Origin of the sequence: Streptomyces sp. NPDC096132 (assembly GCF_044763345.1) — a bacterium.
Taxonomy (GTDB): domain Bacteria; phylum Actinomycetota; class Actinomycetes; order Streptomycetales; family Streptomycetaceae; genus Streptomyces.
Genome location: NZ_JBIWGA010000010.1, coordinates 330,643 through 354,249, shown reverse-complemented (window position 1 = coordinate 354,249; position 23,607 = coordinate 330,643). Strand labels below are relative to the sequence as shown.

20 protein-coding genes are annotated in these 23,607 nt (G+C 70.4%); 4 read left to right on the top strand and 16 right to left on the bottom strand.

Translation table 11 applies throughout. The features are described from left to right. Positions 1–14 precede the first annotated feature (14 nt). From ACIRF9_RS25285 to ACIRF9_RS25250, 8 genes are all read right to left on the bottom strand, one after another. Entirely contained in the window at positions 15–1,922 is a 1,908-nt protein-coding gene (locus ACIRF9_RS25285; RefSeq protein WP_403826389.1) for a VgrG-related protein, read from the bottom strand. Further along, entirely contained in the window at positions 1,922–2,647 is a 726-nt protein-coding gene (locus ACIRF9_RS25280; RefSeq protein WP_403826387.1) for a LysM peptidoglycan-binding domain-containing protein, read from the bottom strand. The genes ACIRF9_RS25285 and ACIRF9_RS25280 overlap by 1 nt, the downstream gene beginning before the upstream one ends. A gap of 21 nt (positions 2,648–2,668) precedes the next feature. Then, complete coding sequence (locus ACIRF9_RS25275; RefSeq protein WP_390845793.1) at positions 2,669–3,094, bottom strand: phage tail protein; 426 nt, start codon at positions 3,092–3,094, stop codon at positions 2,669–2,671. A 30-nt stretch (positions 3,095–3,124) separates the two neighbouring features. Continuing rightward, a complete protein-coding gene (locus ACIRF9_RS25270) occupies positions 3,125–4,711 on the bottom strand; it encodes a hypothetical protein (RefSeq protein ID WP_403826383.1) in 1,587 nt (528 codons plus the stop codon). A gap of 2,115 nt (positions 4,712–6,826) precedes the next feature. Next, a complete protein-coding gene (locus tag ACIRF9_RS25265; RefSeq protein ID WP_403826380.1) occupies positions 6,827–6,985 on the bottom strand; it encodes a DUF6760 family protein in 159 nt (52 codons plus the stop codon). Next, entirely contained in the window at positions 6,982–7,458 is a 477-nt protein-coding gene (locus ACIRF9_RS25260; protein WP_403826377.1) for a hypothetical protein, read from the bottom strand. The genes ACIRF9_RS25265 and ACIRF9_RS25260 overlap by 4 nt, the downstream gene beginning before the upstream one ends. Beyond that, entirely contained in the window at positions 7,458–7,901 is a 444-nt protein-coding gene (locus ACIRF9_RS25255; protein WP_390659605.1) for a phage tail protein, read from the bottom strand. Before ACIRF9_RS25255 ends, ACIRF9_RS25260 begins: the two co-directional genes overlap by 1 nt. A gap of 74 nt (positions 7,902–7,975) precedes the next feature. Next, complete coding sequence (locus ACIRF9_RS25250) at positions 7,976–9,556, bottom strand: phage tail sheath subtilisin-like domain-containing protein (protein WP_403826374.1); 1,581 nt, start codon at positions 9,554–9,556, stop codon at positions 7,976–7,978. 395 nt (positions 9,557–9,951) lie between these two features. Between ACIRF9_RS25250 and ACIRF9_RS25245 the strand changes: the two genes are divergently transcribed. After that, a complete protein-coding gene (locus tag ACIRF9_RS25245) occupies positions 9,952–11,394 on the top strand; it encodes a hydrolase (protein ID WP_403826371.1) in 1,443 nt (480 codons plus the stop codon). Between the two features lie 35 nt (positions 11,395–11,429). Here ACIRF9_RS25245 and ACIRF9_RS25240 read toward each other — a convergent pair whose 3' ends face one another. From ACIRF9_RS25240 to ACIRF9_RS25225, 4 genes are all read right to left on the bottom strand, one after another. Then, the gene (locus tag ACIRF9_RS25240; protein ID WP_403826368.1) at positions 11,430–12,641 is read right to left on the bottom strand and encodes an RNA-guided endonuclease InsQ/TnpB family protein; all 1,212 of its coding nucleotides are present in this window, start codon (positions 12,639–12,641) and stop codon (positions 11,430–11,432) included. A gap of 216 nt (positions 12,642–12,857) precedes the next feature. After that, entirely contained in the window at positions 12,858–13,694 is an 837-nt protein-coding gene (locus tag ACIRF9_RS25235; protein ID WP_403826365.1) for a protein kinase, read from the bottom strand. A gap of 73 nt (positions 13,695–13,767) precedes the next feature. Further along, positions 13,768–14,211 (bottom strand): glycine-rich domain-containing protein, encoded by a 444-nt coding sequence (locus ACIRF9_RS25230; RefSeq protein WP_403826362.1) that lies wholly within the window; start codon positions 14,209–14,211, stop codon positions 13,768–13,770. Between the two features lie 192 nt (positions 14,212–14,403). Continuing rightward, positions 14,404–14,634, bottom strand: coding sequence for a hypothetical protein (locus ACIRF9_RS25225; RefSeq protein WP_403826360.1), 231 nt, complete (start codon positions 14,632–14,634; stop codon positions 14,404–14,406). Positions 14,635–14,752: 118 nt separating this feature from the next. Between ACIRF9_RS25225 and ACIRF9_RS25220 the strand changes: the two genes are divergently transcribed. After that, on the top strand, positions 14,753–15,496 hold the full coding sequence (locus ACIRF9_RS25220; RefSeq protein WP_403826357.1) for an XRE family transcriptional regulator: 744 nt from the start codon (positions 14,753–14,755) through the stop codon (positions 15,494–15,496). Positions 15,497–15,498: 2 nt separating this feature from the next. Next, entirely contained in the window at positions 15,499–15,969 is a 471-nt protein-coding gene (locus tag ACIRF9_RS25215) for an NUDIX domain-containing protein (protein WP_403826354.1), read from the top strand. 297 nt (positions 15,970–16,266) lie between these two features. On the opposite strand, the gene ACIRF9_RS25210 is transcribed toward ACIRF9_RS25215, so the two are convergent. Beyond that, positions 16,267–18,000 (bottom strand): AIPR family protein, encoded by a 1,734-nt coding sequence (locus ACIRF9_RS25210; RefSeq protein WP_403826351.1) that lies wholly within the window; start codon positions 17,998–18,000, stop codon positions 16,267–16,269. 568 nt (positions 18,001–18,568) lie between these two features. Between ACIRF9_RS25210 and ACIRF9_RS25205 the strand changes: the two genes are divergently transcribed. Further along, a complete protein-coding gene (locus ACIRF9_RS25205; protein WP_403826348.1) occupies positions 18,569–19,963 on the top strand; it encodes a ricin-type beta-trefoil lectin domain protein in 1,395 nt (464 codons plus the stop codon). Between the two features lie 22 nt (positions 19,964–19,985). Here the strand turns inward: ACIRF9_RS25205 and ACIRF9_RS25200 are convergent, their stop codons facing one another. From ACIRF9_RS25200 to ACIRF9_RS25190, 3 genes are all read right to left on the bottom strand, one after another. After that, on the bottom strand, positions 19,986–21,995 hold the full coding sequence (locus ACIRF9_RS25200) for an ATP-binding protein (protein WP_403826345.1): 2,010 nt from the start codon (positions 21,993–21,995) through the stop codon (positions 19,986–19,988). After that, positions 21,992–22,648: a DUF4255 domain-containing protein gene (locus ACIRF9_RS25195; RefSeq protein ID WP_403826343.1), complete on the bottom strand. Its 657-nt coding sequence runs from the start codon at positions 22,646–22,648 to the stop codon at positions 21,992–21,994. The genes ACIRF9_RS25200 and ACIRF9_RS25195 overlap by 4 nt, the downstream gene beginning before the upstream one ends. A 164-nt stretch (positions 22,649–22,812) precedes the next feature. Beyond that, positions 22,813–23,499 carry a LuxR C-terminal-related transcriptional regulator gene (locus tag ACIRF9_RS25190; RefSeq protein WP_403826340.1) on the bottom strand — a complete coding sequence of 229 codons (687 nt, stop codon included), beginning with the start codon at positions 23,497–23,499 and terminating at the stop codon, positions 22,813–22,815. Between the last annotated feature and the right edge of the window lie 108 nt (positions 23,500–23,607).

Here is a 23,607-nt window from a genome sequence, read left to right as displayed (position 1 = left end):
GAAATGCCCGTCCGTCACGGGATCGGATACGGCTTGTTGTTGACCATCACCACGCCCTGCAGCAGGAGCGTGGCGGCCCGGATGCCCACGTTGGCGGTGGCGTTGACCTGGACGGTGCCGCCCGCGCTGACGGTCGCGGCACCGCCCGCCTTGAGGCTGAGCGCCCCCATCGCGTCCACGTTCACCACGCTGGTCAGCGACTTGAGGTTGACCATGCCGGTGCCCCGGATGTCGAGCAGCCCGCCGCTCTTGATGGTGAGCCTGCGGCGCGCGCTGAGCGTGAGGTCGGTGCCGGCCTCGATGCTCACCGAGCGGCTGCCCGTGATGCTGACCGTGCCCTTGCTGTCGACGGTGATCTCGGTCTTCGTGCGGTCCAGGTTGATGACCAGCTTGTCGTCGCCGGACGTGACACGGACGCCCTGCTTGCGGCCGCCGGTCTTCTGGCTGAGCAGGTCGACGCGGTTGCCGTCGCGGTCGGACAGGGTGTGCCGGGCGGCGCGGCGGCGGGCGCCGTCGTGCAGCGGCACGTCCTTCACCGGGGTCGGCTTGTCCTTGCCGTTGTAGAGGCCGCCGATGACGTACGGGTGGTCGAGGGCGCCCCGGTCGAAGGCGACCAGGACCTCGTCGCCGACGTCGAGCGGGAAGATCGACCCGCCGTCCTTGCCGCCCCACTGCATGACCCGGGTCCAGTCGCTGATGTAGACGTCGTCGAGCCAGGGGAACTGCAGCTTCACCCGGCCCTGCTTCAGCGGGTCCTGGATGTCGGTGACCAGGGCGTTGGTGGTGCCGGGCAGGTTGAGGCCGTTCTGCGCGTTGCCGCCTCCCGAGGCGAGGCCGTACAGGGACCGCCACTGCCGCCCGCTGACGGTCACCCAGGCCTCGTAGTGCTTGCCGTCGCCGAAGACGTGACGGACCGAGGTGGCGGTGTACTTGCCCTCGAAGGGCTTGCCGACGTCGGCCAGGGTGACGGGCAGGCCGGGGCGGAGCTTCGGGGTGCCGCGCGCGATGACCTCCAGCTCGGCGAAGGAGCCGGTGACGTCGTCGGCGAGGGCCTCGGCGGCGAACTTCACCTCCGACTGCCGGTCGTACGGCGTCTGCGCGTCGACCAGCTTGGCCGGCTTGAACTTGGCGGCCGCCTCACCGGGGGTCGTGCCGATGCTGATGCCCGGGTTGGTGGTGGCGGGCGCGGTCGCGGTCAGCTTCTTCTTCGTCGTCACGTCCCAGCCGCGGGCCTCGACCGTGGCGACCTGCTCGGCGGTGGTGACGGCGGCACGCAGCCGGAGGATGTCGGTGCCGGCCTCGAGGACGAACGGGCTCTTCTCGCCGGGGGTCGAGGTCGGGGGCGCCCCGGAGGCCGGGTCCGGCTTGACGAACTGGAACTTGCCCTTGGCGTCGACCGACATGACCATCTCGTTCTCGTCGGCGAGACGGGCGAGGAAGTCCCAGTCGGTGACGTTGGCCTGGCTGATGAACTCGTAGACGGTCTTGGTGGACTGGATCTTCCCGACGGGCACACCGGCCTGGGCGGCCAGCTTGCGGGCGATGTCGGAGGCGCTCTGGTTGCGGTACGCGGCGATCCGGCGCTGGCGCATCAGGCGGTGGCCGGCGTCGTAGCCCCGGATGACGGTGAACGAGCCGGTGCCGTCGTAGTCGGCCTCCAGGCCGCAGACCTCGCCGGTGAGCAGGGGGTCGCCGGCGCCCTGGCCGTCGGCGATGGGCGTGAGGACGACCGGGGTGCCGAACTTGACGCCCAGCTTGCCGAGGACGAGCCGGTAGGGGTCGCGGAAGGTCAGCCGGAAGGAGGCGGGCACCCCGAGCCCCTGGTCCACCCAGCCCTCCACGAGCAGCGGGGCGAAGTCGGGGGGCAGCGGGCTGCCGCCGAGGGTGACCTTGATGATGCTGGAGAAGGCGGTCGCCACCATCAGGCACGCACCTCCCCGGCCGACGGGAGGATGAGCTCGATGCCGGTGGGCAGCCGGGTGGGGTCGTCGATGCCGTTGGCCTCGGCGATGGCCCGCCAGGCGGAGGTGTCGCCGTACTCCCGCCAGGCCAGCGACTGCAGCGAGTCGCCCGCCACGACCCGGTGGACGCGCTGCGCGGTCAGGGCGCCGGAGGTCGGGTTCTGGCCCTTGGTCTTGCTGGGGATCTCGTGCAGGTGGACCTGACAGGTGGCGCGGATGGGGACGCCGGTCGTGCCGAACAGGGAGTAGGTGACGTCGACACTGCTGACGTAGGCCGTGAAGTGCACGGTGGAGAAGGAGCCCCACTGGAAGACCACCCAGGGCGGCGAGGGCTGGTTCGCCGCGATGCTGCCGGTGGTGACCTCGCAGCAGTCGAACAGCGCCTCCACCTTCTGCATGACGGTGTTGCTGTCCGGCTCGTCGGAGGAGTCCAGGAAGATCTCCACGCTCATCTCGCGCGGCTCCGGACCCATGAACTCCGGCTTGGAGCCGTCGCGGACGGCGGCGGTCGGGGTCACCTTCCACACGGCCCGGCGCGCGACCTGCAACTGCGCCGGGTTGAACTCGAACTCGAAGGATTTCCGCAGCCCGCCCGGTGTGGTGCTGGTGCCGACCGGCGGTTCGTGGATCGAGAGGGTCGCGCGGACCAGGCTCTTGCCGGCGCCGCTCCTGCTGCCCTTGGCCATGATGTGTGTCCTCGCTCCGGCCTAGTCGGTGAAACCGTGGTGGGTGATCTCCAGGACCTCCGTGGCGACGCCCGGGTTCGCGGGGTCCAGGGAGGGGCCCTGCCAGCTGACCGGCAGTACGTCGATCAGGCCCCAGCGGGCGACCTCCGAGCCGTCCGCCCGCAGGGCCGCGATCTGCGCGGTGGGGCGGGTCACGCCGGTGGTGATCGAGGAGATCCACTTGGCGACCTTGGCGGTGTCCGGGGTGAGGGGGCGGGTCAGCCGGATGTTGGAGAAGGTGACACGGGAGGGGAGCGCCCAGACGAAGCCGTTGTTGCCGCCCTCCTGGCGGTGCTCGATCTCCACCTGGGAGGACAGTCCCTCGCACCCGTTGAAGTAACCGAGGCTTTCGCCGTCGATGGTCAGGGTGAAGAAGATGGTGGAGCCCGGGTCGAGATCGCGGGACATCGAGGGATCTGGCCTTTCTGGGGACGCCTGCTAGCGGCGGGGGTCGCGGAGTCTGCCGATTCGTTCGCGGTCCAGGCGGAGTTCGGTGCGCAGGAGGCGGGTGATGCGGCCGGTGAGGCGGTGGGTCAGTTCGTCCAGTTGGAAGTCGGTGAGGGCACGCGGGTCGAACGGGGCGGGAGCGGTGGTGTCGGGGGCGGGGCCCGGCTGGGCGTTCGCGTGCGCGGCGGTGGTCGCGGTGGGGGATGGCTTGGGTGGGGTTCGGGGGGCGGCCGGGAGGGTGGGGGCTTGACGTCGTTGGACGGTGGGGGTGGCCGCGGGCGTGGGGAGCGGGGGTGGTGCCGGCTGGGGCAACGGCGGTGCGGTGGTGGGGGGTTGCGGTGTGGGGCCCGCCGTGGGGAGGGGTGGGGTGCTGAGGGTGGTGGTGCGGGGCTGGACCACGGGGACGGGGTCCGTGCCGGGGGCGGTACGGCGCAGGGGTACGACGGTGGCGACCGCGCGGCGCTGGACGGGGGCGGTGGGGGCGGGCGGCCGGGGGGCCGGGAACGGGGCGGCCGGAAGGGGGGTGGTCCGCGCGGGCGGCGGTGGGACGGGGAGAGGGGTGGCTCGCTGGACCACGGCCGGGGGAGGCGTGGTCGGTGTGGGCTGCGGCGCGGGGGCGGTGGTGTCCGCGGGGCGGGTGGGGAGGGGGGCGCCGAGGAGGGGGCGGGCGGGGGGCGCCGGGGTGGCGGCGGGCGTGGGGAGCTTCGGCGCGCGCTGGACGGGGGTGCGGGTGGCGGCCGTCGTCGGCTTGACGGGGGCGCCCAGGCCTGTACGAGGGTGAGGGGACGCCGTGGTGTTCGCGGGGGCGTCGGGGGAGGGGGCCGTACCTGGGGTGGAGGCGCGCTGGACGTTCGGGACGGCGTCCTGTCGGCCGGGGGCCGGGGTGTCGGCGGCTCGCGCCGCGTCGTGCTGGTGTCCGTGTCCGCGTACGGCTCGCTGCACGGGGGGCGTGACCGGGGCGGTCGTGCGGGCGGGCGCCTGTCCGGGGGTGGAGCGTTGGACGGTGTGACCGGTGTGACCGGTGTGCGCTGTGGTCGCTTTCTGTGTACGGGCGTCCTGGTGCCGGGGTTCGGGCGCGTGGGCGTGGGGTGCCGGGGCGGGGTCGGCCTGCGTGGAGGCGTTCCGCGGGCGCGGGGCCTGGGGCGAGTGCGCGGCTCGCTGGACGGGGCTTGCGGGGGCGGCTGCCGAGGACGGGTTCGTGGACGCGCGCTCGGATGCGGCCGGGGGCGTGTCCTGGTGCCGGGGCCCGGGTGCCGGAGGCGTGGGCGTGGATGCGTGGTCCGGCGTACGCGAAACCGCCCGCTGGACCGGAAGTTCGGCGGGGAGCGGGGCCGGCGCGGGAGGGGCGGCGGGTCCGGGCACCGACCGTTGGACGGGGTGCCCGCCGGAAGGGGCGGGCACCCCGTCGGCCGCCCCCGGCGGGGGAACCGGGGCGGCCGCCGCCACCGGGCCCGGGCCCGGCGCGGGTTCCTTGCCGGACGCCGGACGGTCGCCGTCGGTGTCCGTGCCCCGGGGCACGGCCGGAGTCGGGGCGGACGGGGCGGACAGGAGACGGGCGGGCAGCGTACGCCGCTGCACCGGGGCCGGGGCCGACCTGGTCAGGGGGATGGCGGGCGCCGCCGGACGCGGCGCCGCCGGGGACACCCGGATGCCCCGCGCCGGGGTGGCCGACGGCGGGGGAACGGGCTCGACGGGGCGCCGCTGCGCGACCGCGCGCGGGGTGGACGAGGTAGCCGGACGTGACGCGGCCCCCGGCACCGGCGGGAGTGACGCCGGTGACTGGAGCGGGCGCGACGGCGTGGACACCGACGGAGACGGCGACGTACCGGGGTGTGGCGTCGCGACCCCGGGCTGGGCCGACGTGGCCCCGGGGCCTGCCGCCGCAGCCCCGAGCCGGGTCGGTGTGGCTCCCGGCTGGGCTGACGCGGTTCGCCGCGCGACCGGTACGGCCCCCGGGAGGGTCGGCGTGGCTCCGGGCTGGGTTGACGCGGTTCGCTGGACGACGGGGATGGCCCTTGGGGGAGTCGGCGTGGCTCCGGGCTGGGTTGACGCGGTTCGCTGCGAGACGGGCACGGCCCCTGGGGGAGTCGGCGTGGCTCCCGGCAGGGTTGACGCGGTTCGCTGCGAGATGGGGACGGCACCCGGAGGGGTCGGCCCGGTTCCCGGCTGGGCTGACGCGGTTCGCCGCGCGACCGGTACGGCCCCCGGGAGGGTCGGCGTGGCTCCGGGCTGGGTTGACGCGGTTCGCTGCACGACGGGCACGGCCCTTGGGGGAGTCGGCGTGGCTCCCGGGAGGGCTGACGGGGCTCGCTGGACGACGGGGATGGCCCTTGGGGGAGTCGGCGTGGCTCCCGGCAGGGTTGACGCGGTTCGCTGCGCGACGGGGACGGCCCCCGGAGGGGTCGGCCCGGTTCCCGGCAGGGCTGACGCGGTTCGCCGCACGACCGGCACAGCACCCGGGAGAGCCGGCGCCGCACCCGGCCGGGGGGCCGGGGCACCCGGAACGGCGGATGGGAGTCCCGGCGCGGCGGATGCACGAGGAAGGGCGGATGCGACTCCGGGCAGGCCGACGCCGACTCCGGGCAGGCCGACGCCGACTCCGGGCAGGCCGACGCCGACTCCGGGCAAGCCGGCACCGACACCGGGCAAGCCGGCACCGACACCGGGCAAGCCGGTATTGGCTCCCGGCAGTCCGGGACCGACTCCGGGCAGGCCGGCACCGCCTCCCGGCAGGCCGCTCCCCGCCCCGGGCAGGGCCGTTGTGGCTCGCTGGAGCGTCGGCGTGGCTCCGGCGAGCGTCGGTATGACTCCCGGAAGACCCGGCGCAGCCCCCGGCACGGCAGGCCCTGCTCCCGGCAGGGCGGGCACCGCCCCCGGCACGGCAGGCCCCGCTCCCGGCGGCACCGGTCCCGCTCCCGGCAGACCCCGTCCCGCTCCCGCCGGGACCTGTCCTGCCCCCGGCAGCGCCAAACCCGCTCCCGGCAGGACCTGTCCTGCCCCCGGCAGCGCCGAACCCGCTCCCGGCAGCGCCGGTCCCCCTCCCGCCAGGCCCGGTGCGACGCCCGTTCGGGTCGGCGTGGCTCTCGGCAGGCTCGGGGGCTGCACTGCTCGTAGTGGTGCCGGCTGCACCGGAATCACGGGAGGCGCCGGGCGCGACGGGACAGGGCCCGCCGGTGCCGGCGCGGGGGATGCGGGGGTGGCCGAGATGTTGCTCAGCATGCCGTCCGGGATTCCGCCCAGGACCATGGGTGAGCGTGTGCTGGTGAAGGTGGGGTTCTGCCAGGTGGCCAGCCGCCCGCCGAACCCGGAGTCGGCGACAGCCGCCGCCGACGGACCGGCCGCCACCGCCCGCTGGATGGGCGGCAGCCCGGGCCACGCGGCCGCCACTCGCGCCCCCGTCGCACCGCCGGCACCCGAACCCGCGCCCGCGGATCCACCGGCACCCGAGCTCACACCACCCGCCCCCATCGACGTACCGGCACCTGAAGCGCCCGCGTCCGCCGACGCACCGGCACCCCCACCGGAAGCGTCCACCCCCATCGACGTACCGGCACCTGAAGCGCCCGCGTCCGCCGACGCACCGGCACCCCCACCGGAAGCGTCCGCACCCATCGACGTACCCCCACCGGAGGTGTCCGTAGGAGATGTGCCGCGTCGGATGCCGCCCCGGAATCGGTCCAGAAGCCCCACGCGTCAGCCCTCCGTCCCGCCCCGGGTCACCAGGGAGCTGATCTGGTTCGTCCAGCGGCGGCGGTCGTGGTGTTCGAGGTCCAGGATGTCGTCCAGGGACCAGTGGAAGTGGTAGGCGACGTACGCGATCTCCTCGTGCAGTCGGTCGGTCGCGTACGTCACGATTCCCCCAGGCGGCTCCCGCCCAGTTCCACCTCGAAGGGCTCCGCGCAGTGCGGGCACTCCACCGAGGCGCGGGTGTGGCCCTCAGCGTTGATCTGGCGGTAGAAGTCCTGGAGGAACGCCAGGTCGGAGGCGAACATGTTCTCCACCACCCCGTCGTGGACCAGCGGGAGGGTGCCGAGGCGGGTGATGACCCGGCCCAGGAGGACCACCGACAGGTACGCGGGGTTCTCCTGGACGCGGATGTCGCGGAGCGGGACCAGTTCGTCCCGCGCCGTCGACAGGCGCATCACGCCGTCGCGGTGGACCGTGCCCGCCTCGTCGACGTACCCGCGCGGCAGTTCGAAGGCGAACTCCGTCTGCAGGGTCTGCCGTTGCACCGGGGCAGGCGCGGGCGCCGCCGGCACCGGCGGAGCCGCCTCCTGGGGCTGCTCCACCTCCGCCTGCGGCGCCCGTACAGCCGTACGCCTCATTACTCGATGACCAGTTCTTCGAACGTGATCGTCACGGTCTCGGTCAGCGCCGACGCCTCGCCCGCCTTCACGGTGCTGGTGTCGATCTTGCTGCACCAGGCGTTGCGCATGTTGTACCGCTTGACCGGATTGTTCTGGTAGTCCATCACCATGATCGTGGCGTTCTTGCGGGCGGTGCCCATCACGCCGTTGATCGACTCGGTGATCCACTGGTTGAACGCGGCGGACTGGGTCATACCGCGCACGACCGTGCAGGTGCCCGCCTTCTTCACGCCCGGCAGCTTCTTGGTGACCGGCTTGCCCTGCGCGGAGACCTGCTGGTACTCGATGACGTCCTGCTCGAGGCTGAGGCCGCTGACCTCGGCGAGGTACTCGACCATCACGCCGTCGATCTGCAGGCCGAAATTGTGCGAAGTAAGGGCGTCACCCGGCTGGAGACTCATCTGGCTTTCCTTCTACGGGAGTTCTACGGGAGTTCAGGGGACTGGACTGAAGTGGGCGGAAACGGAAGGAGTGCCTACTCCTCCAGCTCCCCGCTCCCGCTGGAGAACTGGGCCAGCCGGAAGATCACGAACTCGGCCGGCTTGACGGGCGCGATGCCGATCTCGCACACCACGCGGCCGACGTCGACCGACTCCGGCGGGTTGGTCTCCTCGTCACACTTGACGTAGAAGGCCTCCTCGGGCCGGGCGCCGAACAGGGCGCCCGCGCGCCACTCGTTGACGAGGAACGCGGAGATGTTGCGCCGGATCCGGGCCCACAGGGCGTGGTCGTTCGGCTCGAAGACCACCCACTGGGTGCCGATCAGGATCGACTCCTCCAGGTAGTTGAAGTACCGGCGGACGTTGAGGTAGCGCCAGGCCGGGTCGGAGGAGAGGGTGCGGGCGCCCCAGACACGGATGCCACGGCCGGGGAAGGCACGGATGCAGTTCACGCCGATCGGGTTGAGCAGGTCCTGCTCACCGCGGGTGATCTGGATCTCGAGGTCCACGGCGCCGCGCACGACCTCGTTCGCCGGGGCCTTGTGGACGCCGCGCTCGGAGTCGTTGCGGGCCCAGACGCCGGCGACGTGGCCGCTCGGCGGGATCAGACGGGCCTGGCCGGACGCCGGGTCGAAGGACTTGATCCAGGGGTAGTACAGGGCGGCGTACTTGGAGTCGTAGCCGGCCGTCTCCTGGCGCCAGACGCGGATCTGACGGGCGTTGAGGCCCGGCGGCGGGTCGATGACCGCGACCCGGTCACCCATCAGCTCGCAGTGCGCGATCAGACCGAGCTGGACGGCCTTGACCTGCTCCAGGTCGATCGCGCCGCGCTGGTAGGCGGCCATCAGGTCCGGGACCGCGACCATCGACACCTCGTCCACGGCCTCCAGGCCGCCGAAGCCGGTGCGGTCGGCGCTGTCGCCGAGGTACTGGGCGGGGCCCACGGACGCCGGCTCGTCGGCGGCCGGGACGGCGGGGGCGGCGGCGGACACCGAGGGCAGCGCCACCGTCTGGTTCTCCGGGCGGGCCAGCTGCGCGGCCGGCGCGGCCTCGGCCACGGTGATGAGCTTGGAGCGCTCCTTCACCTGGGTGACGACGTAGGCGCGGTTGCCCTTCTTCGCGGACACGTCGAACGTCTCGACGGGCTGGTCGCCGTCCTTGACGATCAGCTTGAACCGCTCGGCGGGGCCCTCGCCCTCCGCGTCCGCGACCTCGACGCTCAGGTTGCCCGGCGCCAGGGCGGTCACGGTGAACGTGCCGAGCTGCTTGGGCTCACCGGCCGGCAGCGCGGCCGGGGCGGCCGAACCGGCGACGGCGGCGGGGGACTTGGCCTCTCCCGCCACGCCCGCCGAGGAACCGCCGACACGGACGACGTACGCCGCCGAACCGCCGTTGTTGAAGAAGCCGTAGACGGAGTGCGCCAGGTAGTACCCGTCGGTGAAGTCACCGAACGCCGCCACGTACTGGGTCCAGTTGGTCACCAGGGTCGGCTCGTTGAGCGGGCCGGTCGGGGCGAGCCCGACGAAGGCCGCCACCGAGGTACCCACCCCCTCGATCGGGCGGGAGCCGCTGGCCACCTCCTCGACGTATACGCCGGGCGACAGGTAGGACGGCATGCTGTGCTCTCCTCGGGGTACGCGTCAGGACGTTTCCACCCTCACGCGCGAAGCGCGTCCCCCGAAACGGCCTCCGGTGCATGTTCCGGGGCACGCCCGTTGCCCGGGAGGGCACTCCTGGCCGCTCCCGGCACGCGGGCACGGCCCCCCGGGGGCCGCGAGGACGCCGCTTCCCCCCGCTCCCCTTCGTCTCCCTCCGCGCCCGGCGGGCCGGGGCGCCGGGCGGGGCCGTGGATCCCCCATCCCTACCGTGGGGCCGACGGGCCCGGCAGGGCCGTGAGGGCAGATTCGGGGGCACTTCTGGCCGGGAGGGCAAGCCGGTTCGGTCCTGCCGGGCACCCGCTCTGCCCCGTGGCCTCTGACCTCGGTCGCCGCCCACACCGTAGCGTCGGTGCGTGAGCCTGTGGACTTCTCTTGAGCCCGCCTCCGTCACCGTGGACCCCGGTAGCCGGGCGACCGTTCGGCTGCGGGTGCGCAACACCGGTGACGTCGTCGACGAGTACCGGTTCGAGCCCGTCGGACCCATCTCCCCCTGGACGACCGTGGAGCCGCAGACACTGCGGCTGTACCCCGGTACGACGGGCACGGTGGAGCTGACCTTCGCCCCGCCCCGCACCTCGGACGCGACCGCCGGACCGAACCCGTACGCGGTGCGGATCACGCCGACCGAGCACCCGGACGCGGTGACCGTGCCGGAGGGGAACCTGACGATCACGCCGTTCACGGAGGTGCGCGCCGAGCTGGTGCCGCCGACCGTGAAGGGCCGCTTCCGGGGGCGTCCGCGCCTCGCGATCGACAACCTCGGCAACACCAAGGTCACCGCCTCCCTCAGCGGCGGCGACAACGGCGACCGGCTCCAGTACGAACTCCAGCCGGCCAACGTGCAGATCGAGCCGGGACGTGCGGTGTTCGTGGACACCACCCTGCGGCCCCGGCAGATCATCTGGTTCGGCTCGAAGGAGGAGCAGCCGTACAGCCTGGCGGTACGCCGGTCCGGGGCGCAGCCGCTGGAGGTGGACGGCACGTTCGTGCAGCGCGGGTTCCTGCCGCGCTGGCTGGCGACCGCGCTGAGCATCTCGCTGGCCCTCGCGATCGCCTTCGTGATGATCTGGCTGGCGTACAAGCCGCAGGTGCGCTCGCTCGCCGCGGAGAAGCTCGCGGAGGCCGGCGCCACCGCGCTGCCCAGCCCGTCGGCGCCGGTCGAGAGCGCGCCGGCCGCGCCCGAGACCAGCGCGCCCGCGGCCCCCGACGTCCCGGACACCAGCGGGGCCTCGGCCGACAGCGGAAGTGGCAGCGGCAGCGGAAGCGGCAGTGGCAGCGGGAGCGGAAGCTCGTCGAACACGGCCACGAAGCCGAAGAAGCAGACCGCCGCCGACGCGGTGCAGGCGCTGGCCGCCCGCAGCGACGGCCGGCACATCTGCTACCGCGCCTACGTCGCCGACCGCGGCTGGCAGGACCCGGTGTGCGACGGCGCGATCGCGGGCACGACCGGCAAGGGTCTGCCCATCAAGGAGCTCAACATCGCCACGGTGGGGACCAAGGGCGTCTCGGGCAACGGCGCCCATGTGACCGAGGGCTGGCTGACCGGCTCCAAGTGGTCGAACGCGGCCGACGGCGTCGACATGTACCTCGGCAGCCTCAAGGAGTCCGTCTCGCCGCTCCAGGGCTTCACCATCGGGCTGGGGGACGGCAGTTCCGTCTGCCAGAACGCGCACATCAAGGACAAGGGATGGCGCGGCGTGGGCTGCTCGGACCCCAACGCCAAGGACAAGTGGATCTACGGCGGCAGCCCCATGGACTGGAAGCTCCAGCTGGAGGCCGTCCGCTTCACCCTTTGAATCCTCCCCTCCCTGAGGGGGAGGGGATTCCTGGCTCAGGCGGCCACCTGGGGCAGCGCCCCAGGTGGTCTTACGCCATCAGCACCAGCCGGGTTGAGACCAGCCCGGACGAGCATCACACGAGCGGAGTTCTTGTCCCGGGGGGACACAGCCCCGCATGCGGAGCAGGTGTAGGTGCGCACACCCAGCGGCAGTGCGTGCTTGGCTCTCGCTCCGCAATGTCCGCAGTCCATCGTGGTGTGCGCCGGATGCACCAGGTGCACGGTGCGACCGTGCTTGCGGGCCATCTCGATCAGGGCCTGCTTTGTCGCGCCGATGGCGGCATCGGCGGCTTTGAGGGCCATAGTGGTCTTGGCGAGAAACTTCGGCTTGAAGTCCTCGACGGCCAGAACGTCATGATCACTCACGACGGACTTGGCCCATTTGCGGCCAGTGTCCTGCCGCTGACGGGCTACCTTCTTGTGCAGCTTGGCCCGCAGGCGCTTGGCCTCCCAGTATCCCTTCGAACCAGCGCGGCCCCTTTTCGGCCGGCGACGGGCGACCATCCGGTCGTACCGGGTCAGCTTGTCCTTGACCTTCTTGCTGTGCCCTGCGTGCCGGAGATCATGGATATTGGAGGTGGTGGTGGCGACTTCCTTCACACCCCAGTCGATGCCGATCACCGCACCGGTCTCGGGCAGCGGCTCGACGGCGGCGGGGACGACGAAACTGGCATACCAGTGGCCGATTCCGTCCTGGTAGATGCGGACACTGGAAGGATCGGTGGGCAGTTCCCTCGACCACACCACGGTCAGGGTGATCCCGCCAGCCAGGTGCAGTGTGCCGTCCTTGAGCCGGAAGCCGCGCCGGGTGTAGTTGAGAGTGGGCAGTGCCTCGCGCTTCTTCTTCCACGTGGGCATCCCGGCCCGGCGTGCCATGGGCAGCCGGTCCTTGATGTCTTTCTGCGCCTTGGCACGGGACTTGCCGAAGTCCCTGATGATCTGCTGCTGAGGGACTGAGCTTCCCGCTCGCAGCCATGGGGTCGCCTTGCGCGCCTGTGTGAGCATCTTGTCCAGCTGTGCCGGGCCACACGTCAGACTGCCTCCGGTGGCCTTGTTGCGTAGGTGAACGGCCTGGGACTTGGCCACGCACTCGTTCCACACCCATCGGCACCGCTCCCACTCCGCCATCAGGGCTGTGCGGGCAGTGGACGACACGCGAAGCCGGAACGTGTACCGGGCGTGCCCCACTTCGTCGGTCCCCACCACTGTGTCATCACCCCGCCCTTGGTCCCGGTCACTCGCCCCCTACCCGACGACGATATGTGCGAGATCCGCACATCCATGCCATTCTCCCGACGTGATCACCCCAACCAGCGAACACGGGCACTCGTGTTCGCCTTCATTTGGCTCTGCCGGGCAGGCCGCTGCGGCAGCGTTCCCGTAGGTTCGATCCAGCCGTCTTCGTAATTCGGGGCTTGAGGATCAGCTCAGGGCTTTGCCCAACTCGTAGATCGTCGGTCGGTCCTCGGGCGTGTGGCTGAGCATCGCGTCGATCAGTTCGCCCAGCTCACCGGGCGCCTTCACGGGGCGACGCCGACCGTTTGCCACGGCTTGTCTCTGTACGGGGCGGGGGGCGTCGTCCGGGTACTCGACGGCCCGCCAGCCGGTGGCGGAGATGAGCAGGGTGGCACCGAGGGCGTAGATGTCGGCTTGCTGCGTCGGCTCGGCCTCGCCGGTGGCGAGCACGCTGCGGGCGATCTCCGGGGCTTCGTAGTGGACGAGGCAGCCGCGGAACGGGAAGTCGTACCCCTGAGGCACGTACCCGCCTCGGGCCAGGGCGAGGTCGATGAGGTGCGTTCGTTCGGGCCCGATGATGAAGTGGGCGGGCTGTACGTCGCCGTGAGCCCAGCCCTTGCTGTGGAGTTCGGCCAGGGCTTCGACGCATCCCAGGGCGACACTGGTGTGTGGCGTGATGACCGGGTCCGGCTCGCGGCACGGCTCCCACAGCCGGTGCAGGTCCGGTCCTTCGTGCCACGGCTGGAAGTTCCAGGTGCCGTGCTCCCACTCACCGTAGGCGATCACGTCGAAGCCGAGGCGATGCAGGACGGCAGCCTCACGTGCCGGCGCGAGGGCGGTCCAGGGCTGGGCGGGCCAGTCGGCCGTGGCTGCGATCGGATAGCCGAGCTTCACGGCGTAGTGACCCCGAGGGCCGAACACCTCCCACACCGTGGAGCCCCGCCGGTTGGTAACCAGGCGCCGTGCGTTGGGCATGAGTGCGTCGAGCACCACGCTCGGCACTTCAGGGGTCGAGCAGGACAACGTCTCTCTTTTCCTTCCGGACGAACGCGGCCGACCCTGAGTCGAGGCCGGCCGCGTTGCTGTTGTCGGGTGGCTAGTCCTGACCGTAGGGACGGCCGCAGTCCGAGTCGCACTGCGCGAGGTTCGTGCCGTCCACGGTCCACAGGTCGTCGAAGACCACGAACCCGGCCGCCTTCATGGCACGGGCCGAGGCCGCGACCTTTTCCGGGTCGCGCGCTCCACCACCCGGCGTCGGGTTGTGGTGCAGGAAGCGGCCCGCGTACTGCTCGCACAGCGCCGCGTACTCCTTCGTGTGCAGGATGAGCGCGTGAAGGCCGAAGTCCACGTCGTCCGACGGGACCATGGGGATGGTCGCGGTGGCCGCCGTGACCACGAACGCCACCGCCTGGTCGGCGATGCGCTCGGCACGCTCGGCCGACTGCCCGTTGTGGGTGACCACGAAGCTGGCGAGGCTCGCGAACAGCTCCTCACCCGCCACCGCGCGCCCGGTCTTCTGAACGTTCGCCGTTGCCGTCATGTGCAGTCTCCTCGTGTGAGATGGTGCAGGGCACTTACGGACCCGTCCTGATCGCTGAGCTGGGCTCGAAGACGATCGCGAGCGGGCGGTCTAGCACTGGCCGCTGCCGAGGGCCATGCCGATCACCAAGCCGCATGAACCGCAGAAGCAGATGATGAACAGGACCCCGGGCATACCGGCCGACGGCGCGCATCACAGCCCGACCCGACTGTTGCCGTTCTTCGTGGCCAGACGTGCGCTCAGTTCTTCCCGAGCGCTGAGCGCCACGACGTTGCCCGGCATGGCATCCCACTCCCTGCCGCCACGGACCGGCCGCATCTGCACCCGTCCGCCGACCTCACCCATGACGACGCCGATGCGTCCGCTGGCACTGTCCTTCGCCAGTTCGCCGATGCCTGGCCAGGTCTGCTGATTGCTCGCCATGCCACGAGCTTCCTGCCGCTCATCAGGACGTTGGAACCACTGACAAACCCCACTTCGGGACGTCCCGCGTCGGGTAGAACGTCCCTAGTGCCGTCCCCGGATGTTGGGAGAGATTGAGATGCCGAACGAGAGATTACGTGCTGCCATGGCGGCCGGCGGCTGGACGTACAGCGCCCTCGCGGACAAGGTCGAAGTCGATCCGAAGTCCGTCGAACGATGGGTCAACCTGGGGCGTACGCCGCGCCGTGCCACAGCCATGCTGGCAGCAGAAACGCTAGGAGAAGACGTGCACGCTCTATGGCCATCGCTCAGGCAGGCACGCCCCGCCCGCGCCGTCAGCCCGGAACTTGTCGCTCTCTACGACCAGCGGGCGGACATCCCCGTGTCCACCTTCGTGGACATGCTGACCGAGGCTCGCGAGCACATCGACGTGCTGGTGTACGCCGCCGTCTTCTTGCACGAGGCGTACCCGAGACTCAACGAGCTCTTGAAGGAGCGAGCGGCCGAGGGCTGCGCGATCCGGATTGCGCTCGGGGACGCGGACAGTTTAAACGTCCAGCAGCGTGGCGATGAAGAGAAGTTCGGCCACGGGATCCAGTCCCGGTGCCAGATCGCGCTGATGCACTATCGCCCCCTTGTGGGGGTACCAGGCATCGAAGTGCGGACCCACGCGACCACGCTCTACAACTCGATCTACCGGGCCGACGATCAGGCACTGGTCAACGCCCACGTCTGGGGCGTGAACGCCTACGCCGCCCCCGTCTGGCACCTGCGCCGAAGCGGGGCAGGCGGCATGTTCGACACGTACGCTGACAGCTTCGCTGCGGTGTGGGCGACCGCGACGCCAGTCCAAAAAGGGTGAGCATGGCACGGACCGAGTACTACGACGATCCAGACGCCCCCAAGCCCAACAGCTTGGTCGTCGCGGCATCCGCGGTGGTCACTGACGACGAAGGACGCATCCTTCTCCAGCGCCGGCGGGACAACGATCTCTGGGCGCTGCCCGGCGGCGGCATGGAGATGACCGACTCACTGCCCGGAACCGCCGTCCGCGAAGTGAAGGAGGAAACGGGCTTGGACGTGGAGATCACCGGGCTCGTGGGCACATACACCGACCCTCGCCACGTCATTGCCTACTCGAACGGTGAGGTGCGCAGACAGTTCAACATCTGCTTCACCGCCGGTGTGGTCGGCGGCCGACTCGCGATCTCGGACGAGTCCACGGAGCTGCGATTCGTCCAGCCGGAAGAGATCGATCAGCTCCCCATGCACCACACGCAGCGGCTGCGGATCCGTCACTTCTTGGAGCGCCGTGACCGGCCCTACCTCGGCTGACCTCTTTAGCTGCGGTGACGGCGCCCCTGGTCACAGCGACGGCACACAGAGTTCGTTGAGAACGACCATCATCGGTCAGCCGGAGGCAGGCCGAGCCCCATAACAACGCGCTTTCCATCTGTGGTGGGGTGGTGGCGCTTGTACGGGGCCGTCCAACTGAGTTCATGCGCGGTTTACCATTGACGAGTGCGCGGGTTCTGGTCTGAATGAGGCGGAAACTGAGACGGACAGATGGACGGGCGTCTCCGTGAGCGTAACGCGCCTCAAAGGATGGAACTCCGAAAAGGTTGCATGGAATCATCGGTCGATCTTGAAGCGCCGCATCACAATGGTGGCTTGCCGCAACTTCGTAGTGAAATCCTCGCTACGGGCAACCCTGTCAATCCCCTGCGTTCTGTTCCCTCTAAGGGCACTGCGATATTCGCGATCCAGGAGATTTACCATTGCTCCCAGAAGGGCGTCCGTCAAATGTTCACTTCGGATGTTCAAGATATCCCTCGGCGTCGGTCTCCTCAGTCGAGTAAGGGTGAACCTGCTCATATAGGCAAGGTGATATCGCCAGTTCTCTGCCGTGTCACCCAGTAGTGGCCGATCCTCGGCATAGCGCACTAGGAACTCGCCGATTCGCATATGTAGATCAAGGACCAGGCTATACAGATCGATATCGGTATCGGTGGAGAAGACCTTGTAGTAGTGAGAGTCCTCCAGGAGGAGCGTTTCCGAGTACTTCAGGGCAGTGTGCGGTTCACCTACGACAAAGGCTGTGTATTCTCGTGCCAGCCGCGACATGCTGACCACTTGTTCCAGTGGGACACCAAGGTTGTTGTAGTAGTTCGCCCGCCGCTCGTAGTAGTACCCGTCGCGCGAGAGTGCTTCCTCGAGATCCTTCTGGATTTTTTCCGTGGCGCGCAGCGCGCCCGGTGGGAGCTGAGTCTGACTGTTGGTTGCGCGAATGATGACATCCCTCGCGCGCCCCGACGCCGGTGGAACTAGGACTCTGACGAGTACTGAGCGATCATTGTGATGTCCAGAGCCCTGGAAATGGTTGAATATCTCGTGGCTTGTCTGCAACCCGTTTACGATCTGAGGGTCTCTGACAACAATCCTCTTTCCGGCGATCCTGACTTCTTCTGCCACAATGGTCACGCCGTTGTTGAACCACCAGAAATCATCGCGGTGATTGGATTTAAGCGTTTCCTCGATTGCGGTATTGACTGAAGTGCGCCCTGCGTAATCTCGTACATTGGATTCGAACAACTCGAGGCGCAATGCGCCGTTGTGCGAGGTGATGAAGTTATAGTATTCGTCGAGGCGTACAAGGCAGACATAACCTTCGCCAAGAGATGTACTCATGGGGGTCTCTATGAATGCCATTTCGAGGACATTCGAAGCGCCACGGGCCGAAAGTTCCCTGAGTTCTGCGGCGCCCAGGTACTCGACATGACACTTCGTTTGAGATGCAACCTTCGCCAATTCGCGAGCGAACCTGCTGCCTTTTGCCTGAACGTTAGGGTGCGGGGGTTCCACGGAGCGAGTGGCATATATGACCCTGATCGAGATTTCAGGGAAGGAAGAAGCCAGAGCCTCTAAAACATTGAGAAACCTGCCCGTGCGGTCCAACAGTTTGGCGTTCGTTGAATCAGCCAGCTCTTTGGTGTTTCGATCCATATCAAAGAGCAAGGGGAGGTGGTAGTGGAGTTTCTCGAAGGCTGTTTCTTGATATCCTGGCGAGGTCTTAGCCTGTAAAATGACCAGCTGTATCTTCTTGGCGCGAACGGTCGTGTGGCGATCAATATTGGCAGACACGTAACGATCGTCAATGAAAACCCAGAGGCCGTCGACGCCGCAATCATGAGACCCATCGACGATTCCATCGCGGAGTTCATCGATGTCTAGGTCGAAATCTTGAAGTGCTGTACTTGCTGCGAAGTAGTTAAAGAAGTCGTCCATTTTTTGATTCGGTGCAAGTAGGCGTCTCTTGTCCTCAAGGATGCGGTCGAGCAGACGTTGATCATTGCTCTTCACAGCCATCTACGGTGCCCCCACGTGCGATGCGCCTACATGAACCGTCACTCTCATCTTGGCGATGAGATACCCGGCTGGGCAAGGTGTCAGTCAGCTTGCTCTGTCCGGCGTACTGCAGCAGCCAGGGGTGGGGCTGCCGCCCGAGTGGCATGCCCGGACCTGTCCCCGGTGTGTCTTGGGCGGGTCTCAGCTGCCGACGGGGCGTGTCTCTCTCACTGAAGACGGCGGGGCACTGATCGCCTGCACTGACATACGGCGAGCTGGCGAGGTATCACCTTCTTTAGGAGAGGCCTGGCAGATCCAGTTCCTGACCGGTGGCTTCCATACCTGTTATGGCGACCGCGGATGCCCCTATATCTGACACAGCACCGGCACGAACCTCAGCCGACGTCAGGCCTGGTCACGACGGGTGGGTGCGTCGGACGATCACGCACGGGTGTGCCTAGCTGCAGGCCCGTGTGGACAACTCTGGGGGCGCTTCTGGCTGGGAGGGCAGCCGGGGCGGTCCTGGCGGGCAGTCGCACTGCCCCATGGCCTCTGACCAGGGTGGTCGTCCGCACCGTAGCGTCGGTGTGTGACTCTGTGGACTTCTCTAGAACCGGCGGCCGCGACCGTCGACCCCGGCGGCACCGCCACCGTCAGACTCAGGGTGCGCAACACCGGTGACGTCGTCGACGAGTACCGGTTCGAGCCCGTCGGACCCGTCTCCCCCTGGACGACCGTGGAGCCGCAGACACTGCGGCTGTACCCCGGTACGACGGGCACGGTGGAGCTGACCTTCGCGCCTCCGCGGACACCGGACGCGACGGCGGGGCCGAACCCGTACGCGGTGCGGATCACGCCGACCGAGCATCCGGACGCGGTGACCGTGCCGGAGGGGAACCTGACGATCACGCCGTTCACGGAGGTGCGTGCCGAGCTGGTGCCGCCGACCGTGAAGGGGCGGTTCCGGGGGCGTCCCCGGCTCGCGATCGACAACCTCGGCAACAGCAGGGTCACCGCGTCCGTCGCGGGGGCGGACATCGGTGACAACCTGTCGTACGAGTTCCGTCCGGGCAATGTGCAGATCGAGCCGGGGCGTGCGGCGTTCGTGGACACCACGCTGCGGCCCCGGCAGATCATCTGGTTCGGGTCGAAGGAGCAGCGGCCGTACGCGCTGTCCGTGCAGCGGTCCGGGGCGGTGCCGCTCTCGGTGGACGGGACGTTCGTGCAGCGCGGGTTCCTGCCGCGCTGGCTGGCGACCGTGCTGAGCATCTCGCTGGCCCTCGCGATCGCCTTCGTGATGATCTGGCTGAGCTACCGGCCGACGGTGACCAGCGCGGCCAAGGAGCGGCTCGTGGAGGCCGGCAGCACCGCGCTGCCCAGCCCCTCCGTCGCCGCGCCGTCCGTGCCGAAGACCGACTCCTCCGCCGAGGCGCCGCCCGACCAGCCGGCCGCCTCCGTCCCGGCACAGGGCGACGGCAGCGGCGGGTCGGGCTCGGGATCGGGTTCGGGGTCCGGGTCGGGCTCCGGCTCGGGCGGTTCCACGGGGTCCGGTGGCGGTGGCGGTTCCGACGACGAGGAGGAGACCCAGGTCGTCGGACAGCTGATCATCGGGCAGCAGTCCAACCGGTGCATCGACGTCACGGACGCCCAGAACGGCAAGGGCAAGGACGGCACCCCGCTGCAGATCTGGGACTGCGCCGGCTCCGCCAACCAGAAGTGGGACTTCCGCGGTGACGGCACCGTCCGCGCGCTCGGCCTGTGCATGGACGTCGCCTGGGGCTCGCGTGACGACGGCGCGGTCATCCAGCTGGCCAACTGCAGCGGCAACCCCGCCCAGCAGTTCGTGCTGAGCCAGGCCGGCGACCTGGTCAACCCGCAGGCCGACAAGTGCGTGGACGTCAAGGACAACGGCACCGGCAACGGCGCCAAGCTCCAGCTGTGGACGTGCTCGGGGACCCCCAACCAGAAGTGGCGGGTGGAGTAGGGACGACGGCGGCCGGTGAGGCCTACCAGTTGGCCTCACCGGGCACCAGGCGGCCCGCCTTGCGGTACTCGCGGCGGGCCCCCTCCAGCAGATCGCCGTCGCCGACCGGCTCGCCCCGCCCGGCGGCCAGATAGGCGGCGGTGACCACCGCGCTGCGGATCGAGCCGCCGGCGAGTTCGAAGTCACGGGCCAGCGGGGCGGGGTCGACGCCCTCGGCGCGGGGGACGTGCGACAGGCCGTGCCGCCACAGGGCCAGGCGCTGCTCCCGGTCCGGGAACGGGAAGTCGATCACCAGGTCGAGGCGGCGGGTGAACGCCTCGTCGATGTTGGCGCGCAGGTTGGTGGTGAGCAGCGCGATCCCGTCGAAGGACTCCAGGCGCTGGAGCAGATAGGCGCTCTCCATGTTGGCGTACCGGTCGTGGGAGTCCTTCACCTCCGAGCGCTTGCCGAAGACCGCGTCGGCCTCGTCGAAGAGCAGGACGGCGTCGGTGCGGTCGGCCTCGGTGAAGATGCGTTCCAGGTTCTTCTCGGTCTCGCCGACGTACTTGTCGACGACGGAGGACAGCTGCACGACGTACAGGTCCAGGCCCAGTTCGGCGGCGACGACCTCGGCGGACAGGGTCTTGCCGGTGCCGGACTCGCCCGCGAACAGGCCGAGTACGCCCCGGCCGCGGCCGCCGCCCGCGCTGAGCCGCCAGTCGCCGAGGACCCGGTCGCGGTGGCGGGCGCGCAGGGCCAGTTCATGGAGCTGGGTCAGGGGCCGGTCCGGCAGGACGAGGTCCTCCCAGCCGACGTCGGGCCGGATCCGGCGGGCGTGCCGCTCCAGGCCGGACGCGGACTGCTGGCGGGCGGCGAGGCGGACGTGGTCGGCGGTGAGGGGGCCGCCCTCGAAGGCGGCGAGGGCGAGGGCGGCCTGTGCGGCCCGGGCGACGCGGTCGCCGCCGAGGCGGTAGGGGGCGACAGTGGCGGCCAGGTCGAAGGCGGTGCCGGCGGTGCCGAGTTCCGACTCCCAGGCGGTCGTGCCGCCCGCCCGGCGGCGCGGGGCGTCCAGCACCAGCGGGTCGACGGTGGACCAGTGGGGGTCGTAGGGGCGGGGGTCGGTGAGCAGGACGGTCACGTCCGGTGCGGCGGTCAGCGCGGCGACGAGCGGGGCGGGCTGCTCCGGGAGGCCGGTCAGGACGAGCGCCCGGCCGGTCAGGCGGGCCTCGCGCAGCAGGCCGGGGACGTGGTCGGCGGGACCGGTGAACCGCAGCGCCTCGACGCCGGCCGTGTGCAGGGCGGTGGCCGCGGCGGCGAGACCGTCGCCCTCGCGGTGCTCGCGCAGGTAGACGGTGAGGGGGCCGTGCGCGAGCCCCTCGGCCAGCCGCCGGGCGAAGGCCTCGGCCGGGAGCGGGCGCGGCAGCGGGTGCAGATGGCTGTGCAGGGACGCGTCCGGGGTGTCGTCGCCGAGGAGATGCGCGAGCACCCGGTCGGGGATCCGCAACGCCCTGGACAGGAAGGGGCGTTCGGGCTCCTCGACCTCCAGCAGGCCGAGCGCGCACAGCGGGGCCGCGGCCTGGAGGCGGGCGCGGGCCGGCGCGAGGTGCGCGGGCACCCCGCACAGGTCGAGAGCGAGGCCGACCGTGGCCCGGCGCCTGCTGACGTCGTCGTTGAGATAGCCGTAGAGCGGCTCGAAGGCGCGGTCCAGGTCGGGCGCGAGGGCGATGAGGAGTACGGCGACGTCGAGCTCGGTGAGGGGGAGACGGGCGGCGAGGCAGGCCAGGCGATCCACGGAACCCTCCGGGCTGGTGCCCGCGGCGCCTTCCGTGTCGTAGTGCGTCGGCACGCCCACCGGTGGGACGGGCTCCCGGCTCAGCAGGTGCCGTACCGCCTCCTCGGAGAGGTACAGGCCGCGCAACGGGTCGGCGGCCGTGGGGTCCCCGGCGGCGCGGTGCTCGACGAGGCCGGCGATCCGCTCGCGCAGGACGGCGAGCCGGGCCAGCAGGGGGGAGGCTTCGACGGCTTCCGCCACGGGTGCGGCGGTGGCGGTCACGTACGGTCTCCGCGGGCCGCGCGGGCCGCCGCCACCTGGTGGGGGCGGTGGGCCCGTTCGCGGTCCTGCGGGGGTTCGCCGTCGAGGCCGGCGACGCGGACGACCGCGCCCTCGGTGACCGGCGGCCCGGCGTCGTACTCGGGGTAGGCCGGGAAGGGTGCCGTGACCACCAGGTCCAGGGAGGGCTTGAGTTCGCCGCCCAGGGCGGACCAGATCTCGGCGAGGGAGCGGGACTCGGTCTGGACGCCGGCCACGCTCACCGGCACGGCGAGCCCCAGCGCGCCGAGGGCACCCGGGAGTTCCTCGGCGGTGAGCATCTCGCGCGGGATCAGGTTCGCCAACACGGCCGACAGCAGCCGGTGTTCGTCCTGCGGGGTCTTCGTCCAGGCGGTCACCAGGTATGACAGCCGGAACCAGCGCGGCGGCTGACGCCGTTTCACCACGACGTTGCGTTCGTCGTGCACCGGGACCTGTCCGCGCTGGCGGCGGGCCACGTCCTCGCGGATGTCGTACAAGTAGGCGTTGACGACGGGGGAGTTGCGGCGGGCCGCCCAGTCACGGGTGGGTGCCTCGAAGGAGACGTCGATGCCGGAACCGGTCAGCGCGCCGCCGCCGAGCAGGGTCTTGAGGACCTCGTCGACCTCGTGGATCACCGTCGCCGCTCCTCAATCGCCGTACCGGGAAACCCGTGGATTGCCGCACAGGGGAACCCGTCCACCGATCCTGCCTCCGGACGTGCGGGTTGCGCAGCGGCGCCGGAGGTCGGCCGCAGGGCACGGCACGCTGCCCGCGTGTCCTCCTTCGAGTGCCCGTTCGGTCAGATGTAGCCTTCCCGGAGGGCATATGCCACCGCGTGTGCCCGGTTCCGCAGATGCAGGCGCGTCGTGAGTCCGTGCATCACGTTCTTGACGGTTCGTTCGGAGTAGGACAGCTTGCTGGCGATCTCTCCGGTGTCGAGGCCCTCGGCGACCAGCCGCAGGACGTCCACCTCCCGTGGCGCGAGCCCCAGCGAGGGCGCGCCGGGCCGCCCCGCCGCACCCCGGTGCAGCGTGCCGACCTGGCTGATCAGCCTGCCCAGCAGATCGGCGGGCAGGTCGCCGTCGCCGCGCGCGGCCGCGACGACCGCCTGCACCAGCCGGTGCGCGGTGGCCTCGCGCCGCCAGACGATCGCCCCGACCCCGCACTCGATGACGTCCAGCAGTTCGGTCTCGCGGATCGTGCCCACGACGAGCACCGCACGGGTGCCCTCGGTGCGGGCGATCCGGCGCAGCCGGGCCAGCGCCGACTCGTCGAGGGTGTCCTCGATGAGCAGGGCGACCGTGCCGGGGGCGGGCGAGGGCTCCTCCCGGACCTCGATCTCCGGGCGGCCCCGCAACTGGCTCGCGGCACCCTCACGGGAGATGGGGTCCGGGGCCAGGACGGCGACGGGTATGCGTCGCCTGGTCGTGGTGGCGCCGACGCCGGGTGTGGCGCCGGTCTCTGGTGTCCGGACTGAGCTGAGCAACCGTATCCCCCAAATTCACGGGCCCGTCGGCCGGCGGGTACCGGTAACGGGTGGGTTCGGTCAAGACTTCTGCGTCCCCTGTGACGGGGGCAATCGTGGAGGACCACG